Origin of the sequence: Rivularia sp. PCC 7116 (assembly GCF_000316665.1) — a bacterium.
Classification (GTDB): Bacteria; Cyanobacteriota; Cyanobacteriia; order Cyanobacteriales; family Nostocaceae; genus Rivularia.
The window spans coordinates 6997827-7018599 of sequence record NC_019678.1; the positions used below are offsets into that span (position 1 = coordinate 6997827).

Sequence of the window (20773 nt, forward strand, 5' to 3'; positions counted from 1 at the left end):
GCAGTGTCACGCATCAATTCGATATTGTGACAATCGCGTAAATTCTGTATTTAAGTCAATAAATCTTTGTGAGATAATAAAGTTTCTTGAAAAATCGTGAATAATTATTCGGCGAACAGTTAACAGTTAACAGCGAATAATAAATATAGCTCCTAACTCCTAATTCCTGAAAATGCTTGAAACCTCAAAACAACAAAATAATTCCCAAGACTACTCATGGAAATTCTGGTTTACTTTGCCAATTTATCCATTTGGTAAACGGCAAACAATCCGTAAGGAAGTAGTTAAAGATACTATTTGGACTTTTGACCAGCTTCAAGGCATTTTCTATGTTGTCGTTCCCATTCGCATGACGGTAGTAAAGCTGGAAGAAGGAGGTTTATTAGTTTATGCGCCAGTAGCACCGACTCCTGAATGCGTGCGTTTGGTTGAGGAATTAGTGGCAGAACATGGCAGAATTAAATACATAATTTTACCTACTATTTCTGGTTTAGAGCATAAAATATTTGTTGGCCCATTTGCCAGACGCTTTCCCGATTCCCAAGTATTTGTAGCACCCAAACAATGGAGCTTTCCCGTAAATCTTCCCCTCAGTTGGTTGGGTATACCTGCTAAGCGTACTCAAGTAGTTCCAGAAGACAGCAACAAAACACCTTTTGCAAATCAGTTTGACTACGAAATTCTAGGTCCCATCGAACTTGGTGCTGGGAAATTTGCTGAAGTCGCATTATTTCATAAATCATCCAAAACACTTTTAGTTACGGACTCAATAGTTTCCGTTCCCGAACAACCTCCTGCCATAATTCAGTTAGATTCTTATCCCTTACTTTTCCACGCCAGAGATAAAGCAACCGACATCGTTGCAGACAACCCCGAAAATCGTCGTAAAGGATGGCAGCGAATTGCTTTATTTGGTTTATACTTTCGTCCCAGCGTTTTAGATGTACCTAAGTGGAGTCAAGTCTTTCGCGATGCTGCTAAAGCTCCAAAACGCTCTAAAAAAAATTATTTTGGCTTATACCCTTTTCAGTGGAAACAAGATTGGCAGCGTTGTTTTGAAGCTTTGCGGGGTGATGGTAGATTATTCGTAGCACCAATTTTACAAACTTTAATTTTAAATCGGGCACCACAAGCAACTATTGCATGGGCTGAAAAGATAGCACAATGGGATTTTAAACGAATTATTCCCTGTCACTTTGATGCACCAATAGAAGCTACACCAAATCAATTTAGACAAGCATTTTCATTTTTAGAAAAATATAGCGGTAGCACTTTACCACAAGAAGATTTTCAGGTTTTAGAAGAGATTGACGCTACTTTGGATAAATTGGGGATTCCTTCAGCCAAAGAGAAGGTTTAATATTTATCACTTAACAATAGGATTATCTTTACCAATTCCTAATTCCCTAAGCTTGTTTTTCACATCTTGCCATTCACTACCGCAATAGTAATATTTCTTATCCAAAATATTAGCGATATAATAACCTTGTTTTCCACCATTGATGCATCTTAGTTCATTAGCTACTTGCTTCATCGAAATATCAAATAATGAAAATAAATCTTCTTGTTCAAGCCAAGGTACGTTAAATAAATTCACAAAAGGTTCACCCTTTGTAAAATACCAACTCTTATTACGTCGGACAATTAATCGATAATAAACAGGATAAACAATAGTGGCATTAGCGGACATAATGTTTTATCTTAAAATTATCTATAACATTCAGTTAAAGAATAGCCCCTAGAGGCGAGCTAGGGGCTAAATTGTTAATTAGTTACGGTCATTTTCAGGAAATTCTGATTCTTCGTCACTCATATCATCCAAATCGTCTTTGACGACTTCAGAGTTTACGAGATAAGTTTCATCATTCACCAAGTCGCGTTTTTCCCATTGTCCTAACAACAAACGAATAAAAATTCGTACTGGGTTAAAAACCTTCTTATGACCGTTACCGTTTTTGCTCAATGCATCACCTCCTAAATGTTAAATACTTGGGGACAACTAATTTTGTCCCCAAATTTATTGTTAATTATTTTCAGGCTAGTTTTTATTAATAATGATGAAAATTTAGAAGGGTAAATAATTTAATATTTATGTTTCTAAAAAATACATATCAAATACATTCCCAAGCCAAAGCCTGGGAACGAAAACATCAATCTTCACACAGCACCAGCAGCAGCACCAACAGCTTGCTCGTCTGCAATTCCTACTAACTTTGCACTTAATTCCCACAAACGCTGTGCTTTATCATCATCTAGGGCTTCGTTAGAAACTTCCTGCTCGAAAGATTTTCTACCTTCTTTCTGACGATTTCCCCAACTATAATATGAACCGGATTTATTATATTCTGGCTCTGCAACTACATCTGCAACTCTTTCACCAGCTAATTCTTCGGATACATATCCGCCGGTAATATTCTTTTGGAATAGCGGGAATATTTTCTGGAATAGGGAATAGTGATTGCGGAATAAACCAGTTTCAGCAACGCATCCGGGATAAAGCGAGCTAAATACAATCCCGGTGGATTCGTGATAGCGTCTGTGTAATTCTCTCATGGTTAAAACATTGCAAAGCTTGCTGTCTTTATAAGCTTTACCCGCTTTAAATTTCTTACCGTTAATCATCGAAATCGGTGCTTTGAAACCTTCCTCAAAACCTTTTAAATCTCCTAAATCTGGAGGTGCGGGAATGGGTATCTTTCCTCCCAATTCTTTAGGATTAGCTGTTACAGTTCCTAAAATCACTAACCTCGCTTCAGGAGCAGAAGATTTTTGCAAGTCTTCCAACATCAAGTTACATAACAAGAAATGCCCCAAGTGATTGGTGGCAACGCTTAATTCATACCCGTCTTCACTTCTTTGTGGCTCCTTAGCTAAAGGTAAATACACCGCAGCATTACACACCAAAGCATCAAGAGATTTACCGCTTTCACGAAAAGTGTTAACGAATTGACGCACGCTATTTAAAGAAGCCAAATCCAAATGCATGATGGTGTAGCTATCGGATGACATTCCCACTTCATTAGCAACTTTTTGAGTTTTTTCCAAGTTGCGACAAGCCATTACTACATGCCATCCTTTCTGTGCAAGAGCTTTCGCAGCGTACAAGCCTACTCCAGAGGAAGCACCCGTGATGACAACCGTTGATTTGCTATCTTGTGCCATAATCTTAAATTTCTATATCTATTTATCAAGGTTGATTTTAAATATGTTCTCATAACTTGCTTGCTTACTATTGCTTTTGTTAAGAGTACTTTACGAATATTAAGATTATTAAGGAAAGTTTGTCTAAGCTAAAGATATGCTTCCGTTAATAGTTGTCAATTTAACGCCATAATTCTATTTATCGATCGTCTTGTAAATTTCCGTGTTCATCGCAGCCAAATAACAAGCATCCGCAGCTTTCCAATAAGTAATAGTTGTTTATATTTATATTTGGCTTATCTAATGCAAATTTTTTCTCTAAATTAGTCAATCGCATCACTTCTGACTTTAATTCTACTAATTCTTCTTGTTTTTCTTCTTCACTGTAATCATCCCAGTTTTGATGATTGTCTTTAATTTGTTTTATCAAATTTTCTTGATTATCAATTTCACCAGCAACTAATCTATGGTATGTATCTATATCGTTTATATATATTAAATAAGGAATATGCTGCCAACTGAATAAAGCATAATGATTCCAGTCACAGTTTTGGCAACAACTGTATGCACTATCGTAATCATTCAAGAGATAATATAGATAAGCTACTTCAAAACTATCAATTTCATCACATTTATTAATCTCTTGTTCTAATTCTTTTACTATCTTCCGAGCATCTTCTTTTTCCCCAAGCTGAATTTTGACTATTGCTAAATTGTGCTTACTTCTATTTTCAATATCTTTATCGTTAGTTACTGCAACCAAATATTCTTTAGCAATATCAAAATTACCTGACTTTGCATATGCTGTACCTAAATTATGGGTTATCTCTCTACTTTTATGTTTAGAGTAGGCAATTTCTAAATTTTCGATAGCTTCATGCAGTTGATTATTTTCTAAAAGCAAATAGCCATAAAGAGAGTATGGATAAAAGCTTTTAGGTTGCATTAATATACATTCTTTCTGTATTTCAAGGGCTTTTTCTAAACTTCCCCAACACTCTAAAAAATAAAACCAAGCTAGGTTATGAGTCGATTTAATTGTCTTTTTTGTTGCATATGCTTTTTCCATTAATCTCAAATCCTCTTTATCTTTCACCAAGCTAGGATTATTCAAATATCCAATAGCTAAGGTATTCATGAGATTAATATCGTTAGGATTTTCGGCTAAGGCTTTTTGTAATTTTTGGATATTTTCTGAGTTTAGTTTTGAATTCATTTTTGGCTTGTTATGTTTATTTGAAATTAAATATTTTCTATGATAAAGTTTTGACTTTAAAAATGTCATATCTTGCACCATTCGCAACAACCACCTTGGAATAAATTCCCAGGCTAACAAAATTCCTGAAAGTTTAAAGCGATCGCAACAGTCTTACTACGTTCATAGCGAAATCTGGAAAGCTCACTGGACGAGGATTATAGAAAACGCAATGGATTTTGTGCATCTGCCATTTGTGCATCGTAACTCTTTCGGTGGCGCTATTGGCAAAAAAGCTTTAGAAGCAAAAAGTGTTGCAGAATATGAAATAGAAAAAACCGCAGAAAGTATTAAAGTTTTTAATCGTTTTGATAATATTCCCTCTGGCTTTGCATTGGAATGGCATCAGCCCAATCTGGTTGTATTGAAGTTTGATGAAATGGGGGTACCAGTTCGCGTTCATTTGTTTGGGGTACCAATTAACGAACATCAAACTAGGTATATATTAACTATTTTGGTGTTAGGAGAAACTGATGAAATATCAAAAGCATCTATTGCGGAAGAATTTATCAAGCCCGTTATTGAAGACAAAATAGTAATTGAATCTCAAATTGGTGAAATTCCCAACACAACAAAAGAATGCAATGTCCCTACCGATAGAGCAACTTTGTTATTTCGGAATTGGTATAGCGCTACGCGAAGGTTAAAGGTTAAAGGTTAAAAGTCAAAGGTTTAAGATAACCGGTATAACTTAAATCTATATTTTCAAATTTTAGGAGCATAGGCAGGGAAGAGGGGAAAAGGAGATAAGGAAGACAAGAGAAAATAACTCTCCACTCTTATCTATTCCAAATGCCCAATGTCCAATGCCCAATTCCCAATTCATAATCAACTATGAAATACAACACTAACTAAAGGAATAAAAGTCCATAAAAGCCATTTTAAAGAAGTGAATTTAACCTCTGGAGTAGGTTGTGGTTGAGATAAAAGGGCTTCGACTCTTTCTTCTAAACGATTAGCATGGGGGGAACCTAATGCTGCACAAAGAATTTCTGAAGATATCGGTGAACTATTAACAACCATGAGCAAGGATTCGGCTAGCAGCAAGGGATCTACATATGAAACCGCATGAGCATCAGCTCGTAATTCTCGTAAAGTTAGTAATTCTTGCCATAAAGTTTCAGTGTAAGGCAACCAAGAAGTACATTCTCGCATCCAACCCAACCAAAAGAACCAAAACGTATCTTGGTAATAATAATGTCCTTGTTCGTGAGCTAAGACAGTTTCTATATGATTGCTCGAAAGAGTTTTTAATAATCCAGAACTTAAGACTAATTCAGGTTTCAAAAAGCCAATTTGTCCGGCAAATAATGCCCCTGTATCGAGCAAGCGAACTTGTGTTCCGGCTACATCAACTTTTGGACAATTGCGAGTAGACTTTACAGATAGCCATCCCAGCCATGCCTGTTTAATGCAGACGACGGCGAAAAACGCCATACAAATTAATGCGATTAAATAGCCATAACAACCAGTTTGCAATCCTCCCATGGTACCTTGAGGTCCCATAAACAATAAAGCAAACGTTGTCATGAAAATTAACAAGGGAGGAAATAGAAAGAAAAATAGTGCTTTGTGCCAGCGCTCATTCCATTTAGCTGAGCTTTGATTCCATTGACATCTAGTGATGTAAGCAACCATCAAAGCTAAAAAAATTATCAGTAAATGCATTTTTTATTTCTCCTCCCTTGCTTGTCGCGCAGCTTCAATTCGTTTTGCTATTGCTTGTATTTTCGCAGAATCTGCTTCATCTAAACTATCTGCAAAAGCGGCAATTACATCGGGATTTCCCACTTTAAGAAATTGCTGTAACTGCTCGTGGGCTTTAATAACTTCCGCTTGCTGCTTTGTTAACAGCGGCTGCCAGTAAAAAGCTTTTCCTCTTTTATTACATTCAAGCCAACCTTTATCTGTTAGTCGTCGCAGCACGGTAGTAACTGAAGTATAAGCTAATTCGCGATTGGGATCGGCTAAAATGCGGTCGTGTACATTTTTTACACTAGCTTTGCCTAACTGCCAAACAATATTTAGAATTTCTGCTTCCAACGGACCTAGAGAAAGTTGTTTGGGACGGTAATCTGGTAAAGGAGCCATTTAGATTTGAGATTTGAGGATTTTGAATTTTAGATGTCAGCTAAAATATCGTTCTTGTTTCCAGATTACAGCTAACAGCGAACAGTAACCAGTGAGCAGTGAGCAGTCAACAGTGAGCAGTCAACAGTGAGCAGTTAACAATAAATAATTTATTTCTTCCCCCTCTTCCCACTCTTCCCCCTCTTCCCCCTCTTCCCCCTCACTCTTTCAACTTTCCCATTAACACCGGCAGCGTATTAAAATCTCGGCAGTATATAAAGGCAAGTGTATCAAGCGGATGAAGTTATTTATTTATCATGCTCCAGAAGAAACTCCCACAGACAAGATGCCAGAATGCGCGATCGCGGTTGATGTGTTGCGTGCGACTACAACAATGGCAACGGTTTTAGCTGGTGGTGGTGAAGCTGTTCAATTTTTCAGCGATTTGGACAAATTGGTAGAAGTTAGCGATAAGTTTCCTGCCGAAAAACGCCTGCGGGCTGGAGAAAGGGGAGGTGCGAAGGTTCCTGGTTTCGATTTGGGAAATTCTCCCCTCGACTGTAAACAGGAAGTTGTGGAGGGAAAGCGCTTGTTTATTAGTACTACCAACGGTACTCGTGCTTTACAAAGGATACAAGAGGCTAAAACAGTTATTACGGGAGCTTTTGTAAATCTGACAACTGTGGTTGAGTATTTAGCTAAGAATCAGCCAGAAAATGTTTGGATAGTGGGTTCGGGATGGCAAGGTAGTTACTCTCTTGAGGATACTGCTTGTGCTGGTGCAATTGCTGCTCATCTATTGGAAAAAACTAAGTTATCTATAGATGAAGTAGCAGGTAATGATGAAGTCGTTGCGGCAATGGCACTTTATTCTCAATGGAAAGATAATTTATTGCAAATGTTTAAACATGCTAGTCACGGTAAACGTTTATTAGGTTTGGATTGCAATGATGATTTAAAATACTGTTCCGAAATTGATACTTTAGATGTTTTGCCAATGCAGCAAGAGCCGGGAATTTTGAAAAGACAAGGATAAAATATTCCTGCTTGTAGGTTGGGTTAGGTTCACTTTAAATCTAATCACCAACCAACAATGTATGTTTGAACCGTAACCCAACATTAACTTATCGGTATGAAGCAATTTCATTTACTATAGAAATGTTGGGTTACGACACGATTATTCAAATTTTCGTTGCTAATTAAATCGGTTTTCGTGTCTAACCCAATCTACAACCTAAAAATCACAACTTAGACGCTGAAATATAATTTTTCAATTCCTCAACAAATACCCTTACTTTAAGAGGCATGTAAGCACGACTCGGAAAAACTAGCCAAGCTGCGGTATTAAAATCTGTGGCGGTAACTTCGTAATCTGGAAATAGCTTAACTAATTTACCACTACGAATATCTTCATCAATTAGCCAATGGGGAAGCAGGGTTAAACCCATTCCTGAAATTGCACACTGTTGCAGTGCTATAGCATTTGAAATAATCGTGTTTCCGCTAACGGAAATTTCTTGATTGTTGCCAATTTTATCTTTAAATATCCATCTTGTTCTAAAGCCAACTAAGGGAAAAAGCAAACAATTATGCTGCTCGATATCTTTCGGTTTTTGCGGTTTTCCGTATTTTTGTAAATAATCTGGACTTGTACAAACAGAATAACGAGTTCGCATCAATTGTTGAATAATTAATGTTGAATCAGTAAGTTGTCCTAAACGAATTGCAACATCAATTCTTTCAGTAAATAAATCAACAACTGAATCTGTAAGTAATAAATCTACTGTCAATTCTGGATATTTCGCTTCAAACTTGGGTAACAACGGCACAATACACTTAAGCCCGAAAGAAACCGAAGCCGTAACCCGGATTGTTCCTTTAGGGTTTCCAGAAATATCCTTTGCAACTGCTGCTGCTTGTTGGATTTCTTCGATAAGCGGCTCAATTCTTTCAAAGTAAGCTATTCCTGCTTCGGTTGGCGACAGTTTACGGGTTGTACGCTGAAATAACCTAATACCGAGTTCCGATTCTAAACCAGCAATTGTTCGCGATACAGAAGATGGATCGATATTTCTTTCTCGTGCGACAGATGCAAAATTACCGTGTCGCATCACTTCCACAAAAGTTTGCAGTACGGATAAATCCATTTTTAAGTAATTTATATAAAAAACGCGGCGTTGCCCAATTGAAATATGAATTTATTTTTCTAGCATTTACTAGCCCCCTAAATCCCCCAATTCTGGGGGACTTGAAATGATTTATCTCCCCCAGAATTGGGGGTTGGGGGGCAAATCATATTTTAATCAGCAACGCCAAAAATGCAGATATTTAGAAACCTGGTTTTTCAAAAAAAGCAGGTTTGTGATTCGTGCGTTAATTACATGAGTTTAATTCATCAATTGCTATTTATTGTTTTTGATGCAGCAAATATATTGTATTCACCGTCAAATTAAATTATCAAATATGAATAAGCAGAAAGTAACCGTACTCGGACTTGGTGCGATGGGTTCGCGCATGGGTGTTAATCTGTTAAAAGCAGGATATAGCGTAACGGTTTGGAATCGCTCTCCTAAACCTACAGAAGCTTTAGCGGCAAAAGGTGCAGTTGTCGCGACTACACCGAAGCTTGCAGTTAAAGAAGCTGATGTTGTTATTAGCATGGTTACAGATAGCGATGCATCGAGAGCAGTTTGGTTGGATTCGGAAACCGGTGCATTATCAGCAATGCGTCAAAGTGCAATTGCAATCGAATCGAGTACTTTAACAGTAAGTTGGGTAAAAGAATTAGCAACAGAATTCAAACACAGCGGAATTGCCTTTCTGGATGCTCCGGTAGTTGGTACTCGCCCCCAAGCAGATAGCGGAAATTTGATTTATTTGATAGGTGGAGAAATTGAAACCTTGAAGCAAGCAGAAAATATTTTTTTATCTGCCGGTGGTGGAAAAATCAATCATGCGGGAGAGATTGGTAAGGGAATGGCGATGAAATTAGCTGTAAATGCAATGTTTGGTATTCAAGTTGCTGCTATTAGTGAAATTATTGGGATGTTGATCAAAAACGGGTTTGGATTAGAAAAAGCAGTTCAATATTTAGCCGAATTACCCGTAACTAGCCCAGCAGCGAAGAATGCAGCAAATTTAATATTGAAAGGCAATCATGCAGCAATGTTTCCGATTGATTTGGTAGAAAAAGATTTTCGTTACGTGATGCAAACTGCTAAAGATGTTGAAGCAGCAAGTCCAATATCGGAAGCAATTCATCGAGTTTATTTGGATGCTGTTGATAAGGGATATGGTGGCGACAATATTACCGGTGTTGCAAAACTTTTTGTTTAGTTGGCATTTTGTAGGTTGGGTTAGGTTCACGAAGATACACCATCAAAAATAAATAAATTAGATTTGAACCGTAACCCAACATCGTTTTGAACAATCTTACAAAATTTATGTTAGGTGACGACACGATAAATTAGCATTTTTGTCACAAATTAAATTGATTTTCGTGTCTAACCCAACCTACAACTAATAAACTACACTCCAAGAAACCCATTAAAATTATCTTTCTGAGGATTAGAAAGATTTTCAACTGGTGCTACCCGATATTTATTCGCACGGGGTTCTGCTAAGGTAACGCTATAAGTTCGCAATTCATCTTGATGAAATACAGTAATCTCAATATTCTCTTGCGGCTGATAATCCTTTAATCTTGCGCTTAATTTATTTGCGGTTACTTTAATTCCGTCAATTGCTAATAATTCATCACCAGCATCTATTCCGGCAACTTGTGCGGGAGAATCATATTCTACAAATTTTACTGATTCTTTTCCATTATTACTAACTACTTTAATTCCTAAAAATGGTTCATCCACTTTATCTGCAACTAACTTTAAACCAAAAGGTTCGAGATATTCGTTAAAAGGTAACTCTTCTCTACCGCTAACATAACGTTCAAAGAATTCTGTTAAATCACTACCCGCTACTGATTCGATAACCTGTTTTAATTCCTCAGCAGTATAACCAATTTCATCTTTACCAAACTTCTGCCATAATTTCAGCATTACGTCATCAAGAGAGCGCTGGTTTTGATGGCGGGAACGAATCAACAAATCTAACAATAATGTAATCATTTCCCCTTTTAAATAATAGGAGATTTGAGAATTTGGACTGTTAGCATCTTGACGATAAAGTTTAATCCAAGCATCGAAACTCGATTCCGCCACTGGCTGTACTTTACGCCCTGGTGTGGTTAGATATCGAGTTATTTCTTTACTTAAATTATTCAAGTATGAATCAACATCGTAAATTCCCGCTCTTAAAGGAATTAATAAGTCGTAATAGCTTGTAGTTCCCTCGCAAAACCACAAAGAAGGTGTATAGTTTTCTTGGTCGTAATCAAAAACTTCTAATTCTTTGGGACGAATTCGCTTTACATTCCATAGATGGAAGAATTCATGAGCCACTAACTGCATAAAACGTTCGTATTTTTCGCGATCGCTAAATCCAAAACGACGATAAATTAAGGAGCAAGAATCCTTATGTTCTAACCCACCAAAGGATTGTGCGGATAAGTGTAGCAAAAATAGATATCGTTCGTAAGGTAAACCCTCAAACATATCTGCTTCAACTTCGACGATTTTCTTGATATCCTCAATTAATGGTTCGACTTTGACATTACCTTTGCCATAAATCGCTAATTGATGGGGTTTTCCGTTGACTTCAAAGTCATGTAGCTGATGGGTACCGATTTCAAAAGGACTGTCTACAAGGGTATCAAAGTCCGCAGCAATAAAAGTATTTTTTTGTTCTTCAACTACTGGCAGTGTAGTAGTGACTTGCCATTGAGGATTGGGCGTTTCAACAGCAACGCGAATCGGTTGCTTATCAAATTCCGGTATTCTAAAAAATATTGCCGCTCCATTAAAATAACCGTGGGTTGGATCTAAATGATTTGTCCGTACTGTTAATTCATTCGCGAAAATACGATATTTTATAGTAACTTCGGAAGCTCCATTTGTCTCAACTTGCCAATGATTTTTACCAATTTTCTGCCAATTTAAAGCTTTATTATGGCTGGTTGCGGAAAAATCTTGTAAATGCTTGGCATATTCCCGCACTAAATAAGAACCAGGAGTCCAAACCGGCATTTTCAAATCTAAAGCCGATGATGAATAATCTACTAAATGTAAAGTAACCTCAAACAGATGGTTTTCTGGATGAGGCATTGCAACTTGGTAATTTATTGTTGCTGTAGCTTGTTTTGCAGAATTTGGGAGATGAGGAGCTGTACCTAATGTCATTTGTTTTGAGTTATCGGTCAAGAATTTTTAATTTAACTTATAATCTACAGTTTGATATGCTTTCTCTCCAACAAAGACAAAAAGTAAGATTTTCTTAAAATCCGAGTTTATTCAAGGGTTTTGCTGAAAATAAGAGAACACCCACAGCCTATAAGACTGGGGCTATCCAAACAAAGCCCATCTGCATGGGCTAAATTCGGTGCATCTTTATAAACAAATGGTATTAATCAAAAAACCCGGTTTTTCCAAACCAGGTTCATAAATAACTTAAACTATTGCACAAAAACTTAACTTAAATTCTGCCAGCTAAATTTACCAATTGCTTGAAATTAAGAAGATGAATTAAATCTTGAGTTGTATTGATGTTTACCCAAGCTTTTTCATGCAGCTTTTCCATAATTTGGGTAGTTTCTTCTATTCCGATATCGGTAATATCGGCTAAATCTTGAAAAGGAATATTGTAAATATCTTTCCCTTTTGGAGCTTCTTCACCGTAACTTTCACCCAAAGAAACCAACGTATGAGATAACTTAACTGCTGGTGGTGCAGCTCGCATTTGCAGACGTAAGTTAACATAACGCAACCGTCTTACCATCAGTTGCAGCATTCGGTGATGTAGTTGGGGATCTTTAAATAGTATCTGAATAAAACTTTCCCTCGATACGCTAATCAACTCCACCGGAGAAAGAGCAATTACATCGGTGGAGCGGGGAGATTCATCTAAAATAGCCATTTCGCCGAAAAAATCACCTTTGCCCAAAATCGCTAAAGCGCGAGAGTCTTCGCTGGTAGTACGCCTAACTTTTACCCAACCTGAAACAATAAAATAAACTGCATTACCCCAAGAATCTTCCATTAAAACGGCTCTTCCTGCTGGATATTCGTGCATTGTTGCAACGTTGAGCAGCCATTCTAAAGTTTGGGGATTAGCCGTACTCATTAAAGGGAAAATTTCACTAAAAACCTCTGTCTGCATGAAATATCTGCCACAAATAGATTAAAAAACTCAACAGCTTAAAAATGTATAGATAAAAGCGTATCTATAACCTAATATTCAGCAGATTACGGTTGCAAAATGTGATTTTATCAAACCGCATTCCTGCTTAGCTAACGGTTTATGTCTCTATTACAACACAATGCTTTGCGAATACTCATCAGCGGTTTTACTGACTATTCACTCAATACTAATTTACATGTTGGAAATTTCAGTAAGTATTCTCAAATGATGGTCTAAATTGTCTATAAGTTTGCTTAAGGAGTCTAAAGCTTGGGATTGCTGGGGATTTAATTCTCGTTTGTTTAAAGTCAGTCTTTGTTGTAGTTCGCGTACTTTATAGTTTAGCTGCTGGGAAGCTCCTAAAGCATCGCGACTCAGACGTGTTAACTGCTGCTGCTGATAAAATTTTAATGCGGCTCCACGCAATACCTGTAAAGTAGCTTCCTCCCCATGCACTCCTAGCATGACTCGCAGACGCAATAACAAGCGCTGTTTTTGATATAAACATTCTATTTCGACTTGTTTTGCTTGCGATAATGTCCTTATAGGTAAAGAACCTAACCGCTTTAATTCATTGAGTACGCCTTGAAACGCCGACAATGGTAATTCTTCTACCACTGACTGTACTATCCCATTTAAACTCCAGAGTATTCTTCCTTGATAAGGCTGCCTTTCTAAATATAAACGACCTATACCTCCTTCAAGAATTCTTGCTAATAATTCATTGAGTAATTGCTTTGGTGGAAGCATTGACAGTGTTTCATCAGCATTGAATGATTCTGGAAGAGGCAGTCTTAATAAAGGGATATTTTGTGCGGAGATAATTTCAAAGATATCTGCACCAGTATTTTCAGGTGTATTTTGCTTGTCTGACTTTAAGGGCTTGCCCACAGGAGGTTTTTTAATTTCTTTTGCCGATAAATTTTTGAAGTTAGCTCCCGCAGAAGAATCAAACAGTATTAATGTATTATCTCCTGGTTGTGATTCTTCTTCGGAATCTTCTACATCTAATCTATTAACAACTTTTGCCGGATTATTTTGTGAATTATTAGAATCTACTTGAGTTTCTTTTTCATGTAGCTTAGATTCTTCACATGCGTTTTTGTGATTAAGATACTCTGACAATATGATGCGGTGAGTATCAGCAGACACGGTTCGAGTTATTACCCGAATTTTTAAGTAAGATAAGATACTATTAACATAATCTAATGCTACCGTGTCTTTAGGGTTAACGATGCCCAACAACAGACTGTTGTATTCTAACTTCAAAGGTAAAATTTGATGGTAGAGGCAAGCCTCAAAACACAGAATACCTTCTTCAATAAGTCGAAATATCTGTTCGCGTTCTAGTTGTTGGTTCTGTTCGAGAGATGATGCACCGTCAGTCCCTATAGTCTTAGATGGCTTGTGATTGGCATTTGCCGAACTAGTATCAGTTGGTTTGCCTTCGGAAGACAACATAGGTCAAATCGCTTAATATTTTACTCCATACTATTCGCTCCATCAGTAATTTGGCACTATTTTGTCAAAAACTTTTTAGCTGGCGAAAGTTAAATTAATTACTACGAATCATAATTAACTTTAGTATTCTTCTGCATCTAAGAGCTTGACTTGGTTATCGAGTCGAGGATACAAATGCTGCAAGATGCGAGCGTCATCTTATTCGCTGCGTATAGCTTGTGCCGCTAAATAAACCTTTGTCCACTCTCCCATCACTTGATGAGTTTTGCGTTTGAGATTTTTAGCAATTTCTTCTGTCGTTTTACCCATTTTCGACATCTCCAAAATTTGCTTCTGCACGGGAGATATTTTTTCTTGCAATTTCTCCCACTGTTGCGGCGTTAGTCCTAAATTATGTTCTAGCAAAGAAGTTTCCAACCAGTTTGCTACCAATTCCGGTTTATCTTTAAGAGCAAAAACCCGTACCGCATGATAGCCAATCTTTTCCCGCAAACGATAAATTTCTTTGATGGGTTTACCTAATTTTTTGGCAATGGCATCTTGGGTTAAGCCTTTAAGATACAGTTTCAACCACATTGTTGCGTCTTCTCCCAAGTTTTCTTTGAGATACTCTGCAAATTCATCTTTCACCAGTTGACGCTGTAGCTGTTGTGCCTGGGCTTTTTCTTCTTCCTGGTAATCTTCTATGGCGTTTTGATCGACTAAACTAACTCGATTTTCACCGTCTTCACCAAGTACTTCTTCAGAAACCAAGCGCACCATATCTTTTGTTGGTACCTGGGTTAAACCACCTCTTTGAGTTCTCTTCAAATAGTTAACAAAACGATATACCAACAACGGTTGATTGCGTATTGGTCGCATACAATACTCTTCTAAGCTGGCGAATACCAAGGCATTTCTCAATCTACTATCTTGGGTAAACTCAGAAATACAAGCCATTTGAGAAACCATATATTTATCGCTCTGCAATAATTCTTGGAGTATCTCTTGCAACACATCCAATACCTTACGCTGGCGATCGCGACTTAATGAAATCCAAGTTTGAATTTTGGATCGCAATGTCGTAAGGCTTCCCAAACGAGTAACCAGGTTGCGATAGGCACGCTCTCTACCCATACCTAAATAACGTTGACACAAAATCCTATAGCGATATTCCATCGCTTGCTTGGCAATTTTTAATTCTTTAAGATTTAAATTGTCAAAACGTTCTTTGTCGCTTCCTATTAGCCACTTGACTATGCTGGCTCTTGTGACTTCGCTATGCCCAGAACATTCATCAGCCAAGCGATTTTGCCAATACTGTGCCAGTTTTTCTGCTTCAGATGTCATATTGAGATTGCGCTCCTCAAAACCCTGCTTTAAAGTTTGCATCACAACCCCCACTTATCACAATTGGTGTATCTAACTATTTGTCGCCACATCAGACCAAAATATCCAAAAAAACATTTTATGGATTCTATTTTTAATACGTCTGAATAAGTCAAAGTTATGCAGTTTTTTTCCCATCAACTTAAAAACCAATTAATATAACGTGCAATCCAATTGTGTTTTTAAGCTATCTTCCTTAGTTTCAGACAATGTAAATTTTTTTTAAGAAAAATCTTTCATTTTTCAGATAAACAATTCATATCTGTCCTAAGGTAGATTTACAAATAACCAGCTTATCTATTCTTAAGTCTTACAATATAAGACTATTTTTAACGTAATAAATAGAATTCACTTTCACCGAGACGTTGTATTATGCATATTAGTTTCACTATAAAAGCCTATGTATATATTAGTATTTATTTTTACATGATTAATTATTTAATAAGGTTTAATCAGATATAATCACGGTTACTATAGAGTTCGCTTGCTTAGTATAATCTACAGCTTTATATTCTATGTTTATCCCTATGACTAATGTCATGAAAAATTAACCAAATAGTTAAAGAAGTTAATTAGATAGTCATTAAACATTAAAAATAGATGGTTGACAAAGGTAATTAATAGCCTTCTTGCCATCGCAGAGCAAGATACTCCTATTACAAAAAAATATTTGGCACAATTGCAAAATACCGAGCAACAAATACGCATTATATATAACTCATGACAAACTGATATAGATGCATGAGTTTAGACAATGCAATTATTTAAACAAGGTTTATCTAAAACCCTTAAATGAATTATGAAAAAAATACTGAAAATGTAGAAGTACCCCTACGGGTACTTTTTTAACGTAATGAAACCGACAAAAAGGCTTAGCGTAGTTCAGATAGAAGATGCAACTATAGCAAACAGTCCGCACTTAGGGAATGAGAACTCATTATTTCATTAACAGTTTAACGACCATTCGACCTGCCTATAACTGGATTTTCCACAGCAAGTCGATATTCTTCAACTGCTTCTGAATAAGCAATCGGTAAGACAGCTTCAACGTTTTCATGGGGACGAGGAATAATTACCCAAGATTCAAGAGTACCGCCATAACAGCTTTCGGCGGCTTCAACACCGGCTGCCATAGCAGTTTTAACTTCCGAAACATCACCGCGAATATTAACTGTAAATCGGGCACTACCAACTCTTATATAGCCGACAAGGGTAACTCTACCCGCTTTTACCATTGCATCCGCCGCTGCTAATACGGCAGGAAAACCTTTAGTTTCTAAAGCACCAACTGCCTGTAGTGGCATTTATAAATCTCCTGTATTAATAAACGTATGAGCTGCTATGACTTAGAACAGCTACAGATATTTTCTTTATCTTCTCAGAAATCGAACAATTGCGTACTACAGACGGAAAGGTTCTGATTTTGAAGTAAAGTGGATTGGTAAAACGCTTTCCACATTCTCTGGAGGATTGGGGACGATGTAATACTCCATTACTTGCCCGCCATGAGATTCTTTTTCAACAACTTCAATCCCCGCTTCCACAGCACGGGTGACTTCAGCAACCCTCCCCCTAACAGCCACAAAAAAGCGTCCGCTTTCCGACTTATCGTAAAATACTATTGAAACTTCGGCAGCCTTAACCATAGTATCCGAGGCTATAAGTATTGCAGGAAAACTTAGTGTTTCAATTACCCCTACTGCCATTGGCATGGCTTTACTCTCCTGACTCAAGCTATAAGTAAAAATAATTATACGGCGATGCGTAGTATTTTATTCACCAGATATGTGTTGTTTTATTTCTGAGACTTAATTTGAAAAACATCAACGAGTATTCTTTTGTCTTCTCGCAAGCGGCTACTATCTGGAGAATCATAAAATATCATCAAGCTATTTTGTTCTCCCCAACAAGAATACAGCGCTAAACCTTCAGCATGATCCGAACCAATGGTAAAAGGTAAGTCAAATAAAGGAAACAAATTATCATCTTGCAGGTGAATATTATTACCCGAATGATTGAAAATATCTTTCCAACGAAAAACCTGCATTTCTCCTTCTACAGCCATCGTCGGCCCTGCTAAGATAATTAAATCTTCCCCTTGCAAACATAATTCTCGTATTCCCAAACCATTTAAATCGAGAAAATGCTTCTTGTATTTTGCACCTTCATCGGTTATCTCTTCCAAAGTAAGAACACCAGGTTCAGATTCCGTTAACTGTATTTCAAGGATGATAGCCCATCCTCGTAAAACAGGGCCGCGTAAACCAAGAAAAATGCGATTATTATTTGCTATAGCTAAACCTTCGATATCCAAACCGTTATCTTTAGAAGGGATTCCACTAGTAATAAATCGTTTCAAATGCGCGTCTGATTTCAAAACCTCAAATAACAAATTACGCCGATCAATTTTCTGCAAACAAGCTGCCGTTTTGCTTTCACCTTCAGCAAGAACGCAAGATTTAATTAATTCACCATTAACAACAGGAATTCTCGCTAAAATAAACCGATTTAGATCGGTAGTAACAGTAGCAAGCCTTTCTAAATCTGTTTCTAAATCTTTCCCTTTAGGTTTCTTGCGTTTAGTACTATGAGAACCAGTTAACCAAAGATAACCATTCTTAAAATCCATACCTTCAATATCAATTTCATCATCATCAAATAAATCGATATAATCCTTTAACAAAAAGCGTTGATGCTTCCCATAACTATGGCAGCCGATAGGAGAAAGACGCTCAACCCCAACCATTTCATCAGAGCCAACCCATAAGCTACCATCATCGCTAAAAGTAGCAGATGAAATATCGCTGACAATATCATCACTTCTACGATCGAACTGAAGTAAAACGCGAGTTAATAAAAAATATTCTAATTGAGACATAAAGCTTTTAATGGTTCGTAGTAGTGCTGTCTTCGCCTGTTAATTCCGAATTACTTCATCCTACTATAAATCATCCCACTTTTTTCCAAAATAGGATGAGGAGGTGAATGTGGAGGAAAGCGTTTTTTTTATCTTTCTTCTACGATAGCTGCTTTTTGTTCATCTGTAAGTTTGCGATATTCGTACACTCTTTTTAAAGAGCGCTAAAACGCTACTAATAACTAATAATTTATTTGGTAACAGACGAATTCGTGCTGCGTCATTCGTAGTTTTTCGTAATGCGATAAAAATGGCTCGTAGTAGAGCTAAAAGCAAGCGGCACGCTCCGCTAACAGCGCATCCGGATTAACCCAACTTACTTCCTTGAAAGAATCGCTGTATCATTCGTAGTTTTACTAATTTGGATATTATCTTTGATTTAAATTAAGAGGCGCTGAAGCGCTACTACGAACCTATTAATAACTTCTCATAATCATCCGGCGTATCAATATCAATCGCTGCTTCCGGTATCTCAATAGCTAACACTTCATCTTGATATTTCCGCATCAAAGCTTTAGCACCTTTATCACCTTCAAGCTGCATTAATTCTACAAAGAGATTTTGATGAAATAAAGCCGGAACACCAACAACATCATCGTAAGCAGAAGCAATAATTTTATTCTCCGTTTCTTGATATTTCTGAATTAATTGATTAAATACAGCTTCAGAAATTAAAGGTTGGTCTGTAAGTCCAATAATTACTGCATCTAAGTTATGATTGCTTTGTTTTATAGCTTTAATACCGGCACTAATTGAAGAAGCCATTCCCGTTTCCCAAACCGGATTTTCTAATATTTGTACGGGGAATTTATCTATTTCTGGTTTAATCTTTTCTGCATAAGCTCCTAAAACTACTAAAACTGGTTTGCAAATAGAATTTAAACCAATTTTTACAGCATGAGATATCAAATTATTTCCTTGGTAAGTTAGCAGTTGTTTTGGTTTTCCCATGCGGCTGGCTTTTCCCGCAGCTAATATTATTAAACCAACATTTTTCATCAATTATTAATTAACTCTAGTACTGTAACTCAACTGTTTTCCCTCTCCTTAATAAGGAGAGGGATGTCCGTTAGGATAGGGTGAGGTTATTCTTTATTCGCATGAATTGGAGCATTTCTATTTCTCAAAAAACCAGCATTACGTTGAGATATTACTGATTTAATTTCGGAAACTATCGAAAGCGCTATTTCTTCAGCGTTATCTGCACCAATATCTAATCCAACGGGACTGTGAATATTAGCATTTTGCATAATTCCTTCTGCTTGTAATTCTTTTAATATCCGATTTGTTCTTTTTTTAGGCCCAAGTATTCCTAAATAATTTAAATCGGAAGGTACAAGTAGTTTGAGCATTTCTAAATCATCTAAATAATTATGACTCATAACTACGGCGACGGTACGCTCGGTAATTTCGATATTATCTAAAATCTCTTCGGGGCCACAAAGCTGTATTTTATCGGCTTGTTCAAATCGCTTTTTACTAGCTTCCCGCTGACGATTATCTACTACTGTTACATCCCAACCAAGCTGCTTGCCAAAGTTTACTAATGGTAGAACATCGTAACCAGCACCAAATACGATTAAAGATAAGGGTGGTTGAATAACTTCGATAAAAACTTCTATCCTACCAGCTTTTAAACTATATTCTTTTAAAATAGAACTATTATTTTGCAATGCTGCTTTTGTATCGCTTAAAACTTCCGTTAATAAATTGTCATCTGTCAAATTATTAATAATAGTATCTTCACCCAATAACAAACGCTGCCCTACTTGGGTTTCAGTTTCACCTCCTACTGTTATTACCCTGGCGATCGCCCCATAGCTTCTACTTAACAAACATTTCTTAATAAAAGCGATTTCCTGTAATTGATTTTCTCGTAAAGGTTCAATTAAAACATAGGCAATTCCTTGACAGCCAAGCCCCAAACCCCAAATCATATCTTCTTCTGAGGTCGTATCGTACTTAATTACGCGGGGATTTTTTGATTCAATTACAGCTTGAGATTTTTCAAAAACATCGCTTTCCAAACAACCACCGCTAATTGCACCAATAGTATTACCATTATTATTAATTAACATTCTTGCGCCAGGGCTTCTATAAGTTGAACCGCTGACTTTTACTAGAGTTGCTATTGCTGTTTCACCAATTTTTTCTAAATCATCAATTGCTGAAATTATATTTTTTAATTCTTTCATTATCTCTCTATTTCTTTCCTCTGCGCTCTCTCTCTTGAAAAGTTGTTCATGGGGGAAACCCCCAAGACCACACTT

Annotated in this window: 20 protein-coding genes; 4 read left to right on the top strand and 16 right to left on the bottom strand. The window is 36.9% G+C overall.

Annotation, left to right across the window (positions count from 1 at the left end; translation table 11 throughout):
* Positions 1 to 172: 172 nt before the first annotated feature.
* Entirely contained in the window at positions 173 to 1360 is a 1188-nt protein-coding gene (locus tag RIV7116_RS26915; RefSeq protein WP_015121487.1) for a DUF4336 domain-containing protein, read from the top strand.
* Positions 1361 to 1366: 6 nt separating this feature from the next.
* Here the strand turns inward: RIV7116_RS26915 and RIV7116_RS26920 are convergent, their stop codons facing one another.
* The 4 genes from RIV7116_RS26920 to RIV7116_RS26935 all read right to left on the bottom strand — a co-directional run bounded on the left by RIV7116_RS26920 (position 1367) and on the right by RIV7116_RS26935 (position 4438).
* Positions 1367 to 1690: a hypothetical protein gene (locus RIV7116_RS26920; RefSeq protein WP_015121488.1), complete on the bottom strand. Its 324-nt coding sequence runs from the start codon at positions 1688 to 1690 to the stop codon at positions 1367 to 1369.
* A gap of 78 nt (positions 1691 to 1768) precedes the next feature.
* Positions 1769 to 1963, bottom strand: a complete 195-nt coding sequence (locus RIV7116_RS26925) for a hypothetical protein (RefSeq protein WP_015121489.1) — start codon at positions 1961 to 1963, stop codon at positions 1769 to 1771.
* Positions 1964 to 2157: 194 nt separating this feature from the next.
* Positions 2158 to 3162 carry a protochlorophyllide reductase gene (locus tag RIV7116_RS26930; protein WP_015121490.1) on the bottom strand — a complete coding sequence of 335 codons (1005 nt, stop codon included), beginning with the start codon at positions 3160 to 3162 and terminating at the stop codon, positions 2158 to 2160.
* A gap of 178 nt (positions 3163 to 3340) precedes the next feature.
* Complete coding sequence (locus RIV7116_RS26935) at positions 3341 to 4438, bottom strand: M48 family metallopeptidase (protein WP_015121491.1); 1098 nt, start codon at positions 4436 to 4438, stop codon at positions 3341 to 3343.
* A 91-nt stretch (positions 4439 to 4529) separates the two neighbouring features.
* On the opposite strand from RIV7116_RS26935, the gene RIV7116_RS26940 reads away from it, so the two are divergent.
* On the top strand, positions 4530 to 5057 hold the full coding sequence (locus RIV7116_RS26940) for a hypothetical protein (RefSeq protein ID WP_371261665.1): 528 nt from the start codon (positions 4530 to 4532) through the stop codon (positions 5055 to 5057).
* A gap of 167 nt (positions 5058 to 5224) precedes the next feature.
* On the opposite strand, the gene RIV7116_RS26945 is transcribed toward RIV7116_RS26940, so the two are convergent.
* Together RIV7116_RS26945 and RIV7116_RS26950 are read right to left on the bottom strand one after the other, a co-directional pair.
* Entirely contained in the window at positions 5225 to 6064 is an 840-nt protein-coding gene (locus RIV7116_RS26945) for a M56 family metallopeptidase (protein WP_015121493.1), read from the bottom strand.
* A 3-nt stretch (positions 6065 to 6067) separates the two neighbouring features.
* Positions 6068 to 6487 carry a BlaI/MecI/CopY family transcriptional regulator gene (locus tag RIV7116_RS26950; RefSeq protein ID WP_015121494.1) on the bottom strand — a complete coding sequence of 140 codons (420 nt, stop codon included), beginning with the start codon at positions 6485 to 6487 and terminating at the stop codon, positions 6068 to 6070.
* Between the two features lie 277 nt (positions 6488 to 6764).
* Between RIV7116_RS26950 and RIV7116_RS26955 the strand changes: the two genes are divergently transcribed.
* The gene (locus RIV7116_RS26955; RefSeq protein WP_015121495.1) at positions 6765 to 7502 is read left to right on the top strand and encodes a 2-phosphosulfolactate phosphatase family protein; all 738 of its coding nucleotides are present in this window, start codon (positions 6765 to 6767) and stop codon (positions 7500 to 7502) included.
* A gap of 205 nt (positions 7503 to 7707) precedes the next feature.
* Here the strand turns inward: RIV7116_RS26955 and RIV7116_RS26960 are convergent, their stop codons facing one another.
* Positions 7708 to 8613, bottom strand: a complete 906-nt coding sequence (locus RIV7116_RS26960; protein WP_015121496.1) for a LysR family transcriptional regulator — start codon at positions 8611 to 8613, stop codon at positions 7708 to 7710.
* 271 nt (positions 8614 to 8884) lie between these two features.
* On the opposite strand from RIV7116_RS26960, the gene RIV7116_RS26965 reads away from it, so the two are divergent.
* Positions 8885 to 9802: an NAD(P)-dependent oxidoreductase gene (locus RIV7116_RS26965; protein WP_015121497.1), complete on the top strand. Its 918-nt coding sequence runs from the start codon at positions 8885 to 8887 to the stop codon at positions 9800 to 9802.
* A gap of 191 nt (positions 9803 to 9993) precedes the next feature.
* Here the strand turns inward: RIV7116_RS26965 and RIV7116_RS26970 are convergent, their stop codons facing one another.
* From RIV7116_RS26970 to RIV7116_RS27010, 9 genes are all read right to left on the bottom strand, one after another.
* Entirely contained in the window at positions 9994 to 11760 is a 1767-nt protein-coding gene (locus RIV7116_RS26970) for a M61 family metallopeptidase (protein ID WP_015121498.1), read from the bottom strand.
* A gap of 292 nt (positions 11761 to 12052) precedes the next feature.
* A complete protein-coding gene (locus RIV7116_RS26975; RefSeq protein ID WP_015121499.1) occupies positions 12053 to 12736 on the bottom strand; it encodes a Crp/Fnr family transcriptional regulator in 684 nt (227 codons plus the stop codon).
* 213 nt (positions 12737 to 12949) lie between these two features.
* Positions 12950 to 14218 (bottom strand): type II secretory pathway, ATPase PulE/Tfp pilus assembly pathway, ATPase PilB, encoded by a 1269-nt coding sequence (locus RIV7116_RS26980; protein WP_015121500.1) that lies wholly within the window; start codon positions 14216 to 14218, stop codon positions 12950 to 12952.
* A gap of 198 nt (positions 14219 to 14416) precedes the next feature.
* Positions 14417 to 15589: a HetZ-related protein 2 gene (locus tag RIV7116_RS26985; RefSeq protein WP_015121501.1), complete on the bottom strand. Its 1173-nt coding sequence runs from the start codon at positions 15587 to 15589 to the stop codon at positions 14417 to 14419.
* A gap of 950 nt (positions 15590 to 16539) precedes the next feature.
* Positions 16540 to 16890 (bottom strand): carbon dioxide-concentrating mechanism protein CcmK, encoded by a 351-nt coding sequence (locus RIV7116_RS26990; RefSeq protein WP_015121502.1) that lies wholly within the window; start codon positions 16888 to 16890, stop codon positions 16540 to 16542.
* Between the two features lie 96 nt (positions 16891 to 16986).
* Positions 16987 to 17298 carry a carbon dioxide-concentrating mechanism protein CcmK gene (locus tag RIV7116_RS26995; RefSeq protein ID WP_015121503.1) on the bottom strand — a complete coding sequence of 104 codons (312 nt, stop codon included), beginning with the start codon at positions 17296 to 17298 and terminating at the stop codon, positions 16987 to 16989.
* An 83-nt stretch (positions 17299 to 17381) separates the two neighbouring features.
* Entirely contained in the window at positions 17382 to 18464 is a 1083-nt protein-coding gene (locus RIV7116_RS27000) for a DUF3616 domain-containing protein (protein WP_015121504.1), read from the bottom strand.
* 444 nt (positions 18465 to 18908) lie between these two features.
* Positions 18909 to 19502: an NTP transferase domain-containing protein gene (locus RIV7116_RS27005; protein ID WP_015121505.1), complete on the bottom strand. Its 594-nt coding sequence runs from the start codon at positions 19500 to 19502 to the stop codon at positions 18909 to 18911.
* A gap of 86 nt (positions 19503 to 19588) precedes the next feature.
* Entirely contained in the window at positions 19589 to 20698 is a 1110-nt protein-coding gene (locus RIV7116_RS27010) for an XdhC family protein (protein WP_015121506.1), read from the bottom strand.
* Positions 20699 to 20773: the final 75 nt, after the last annotated feature.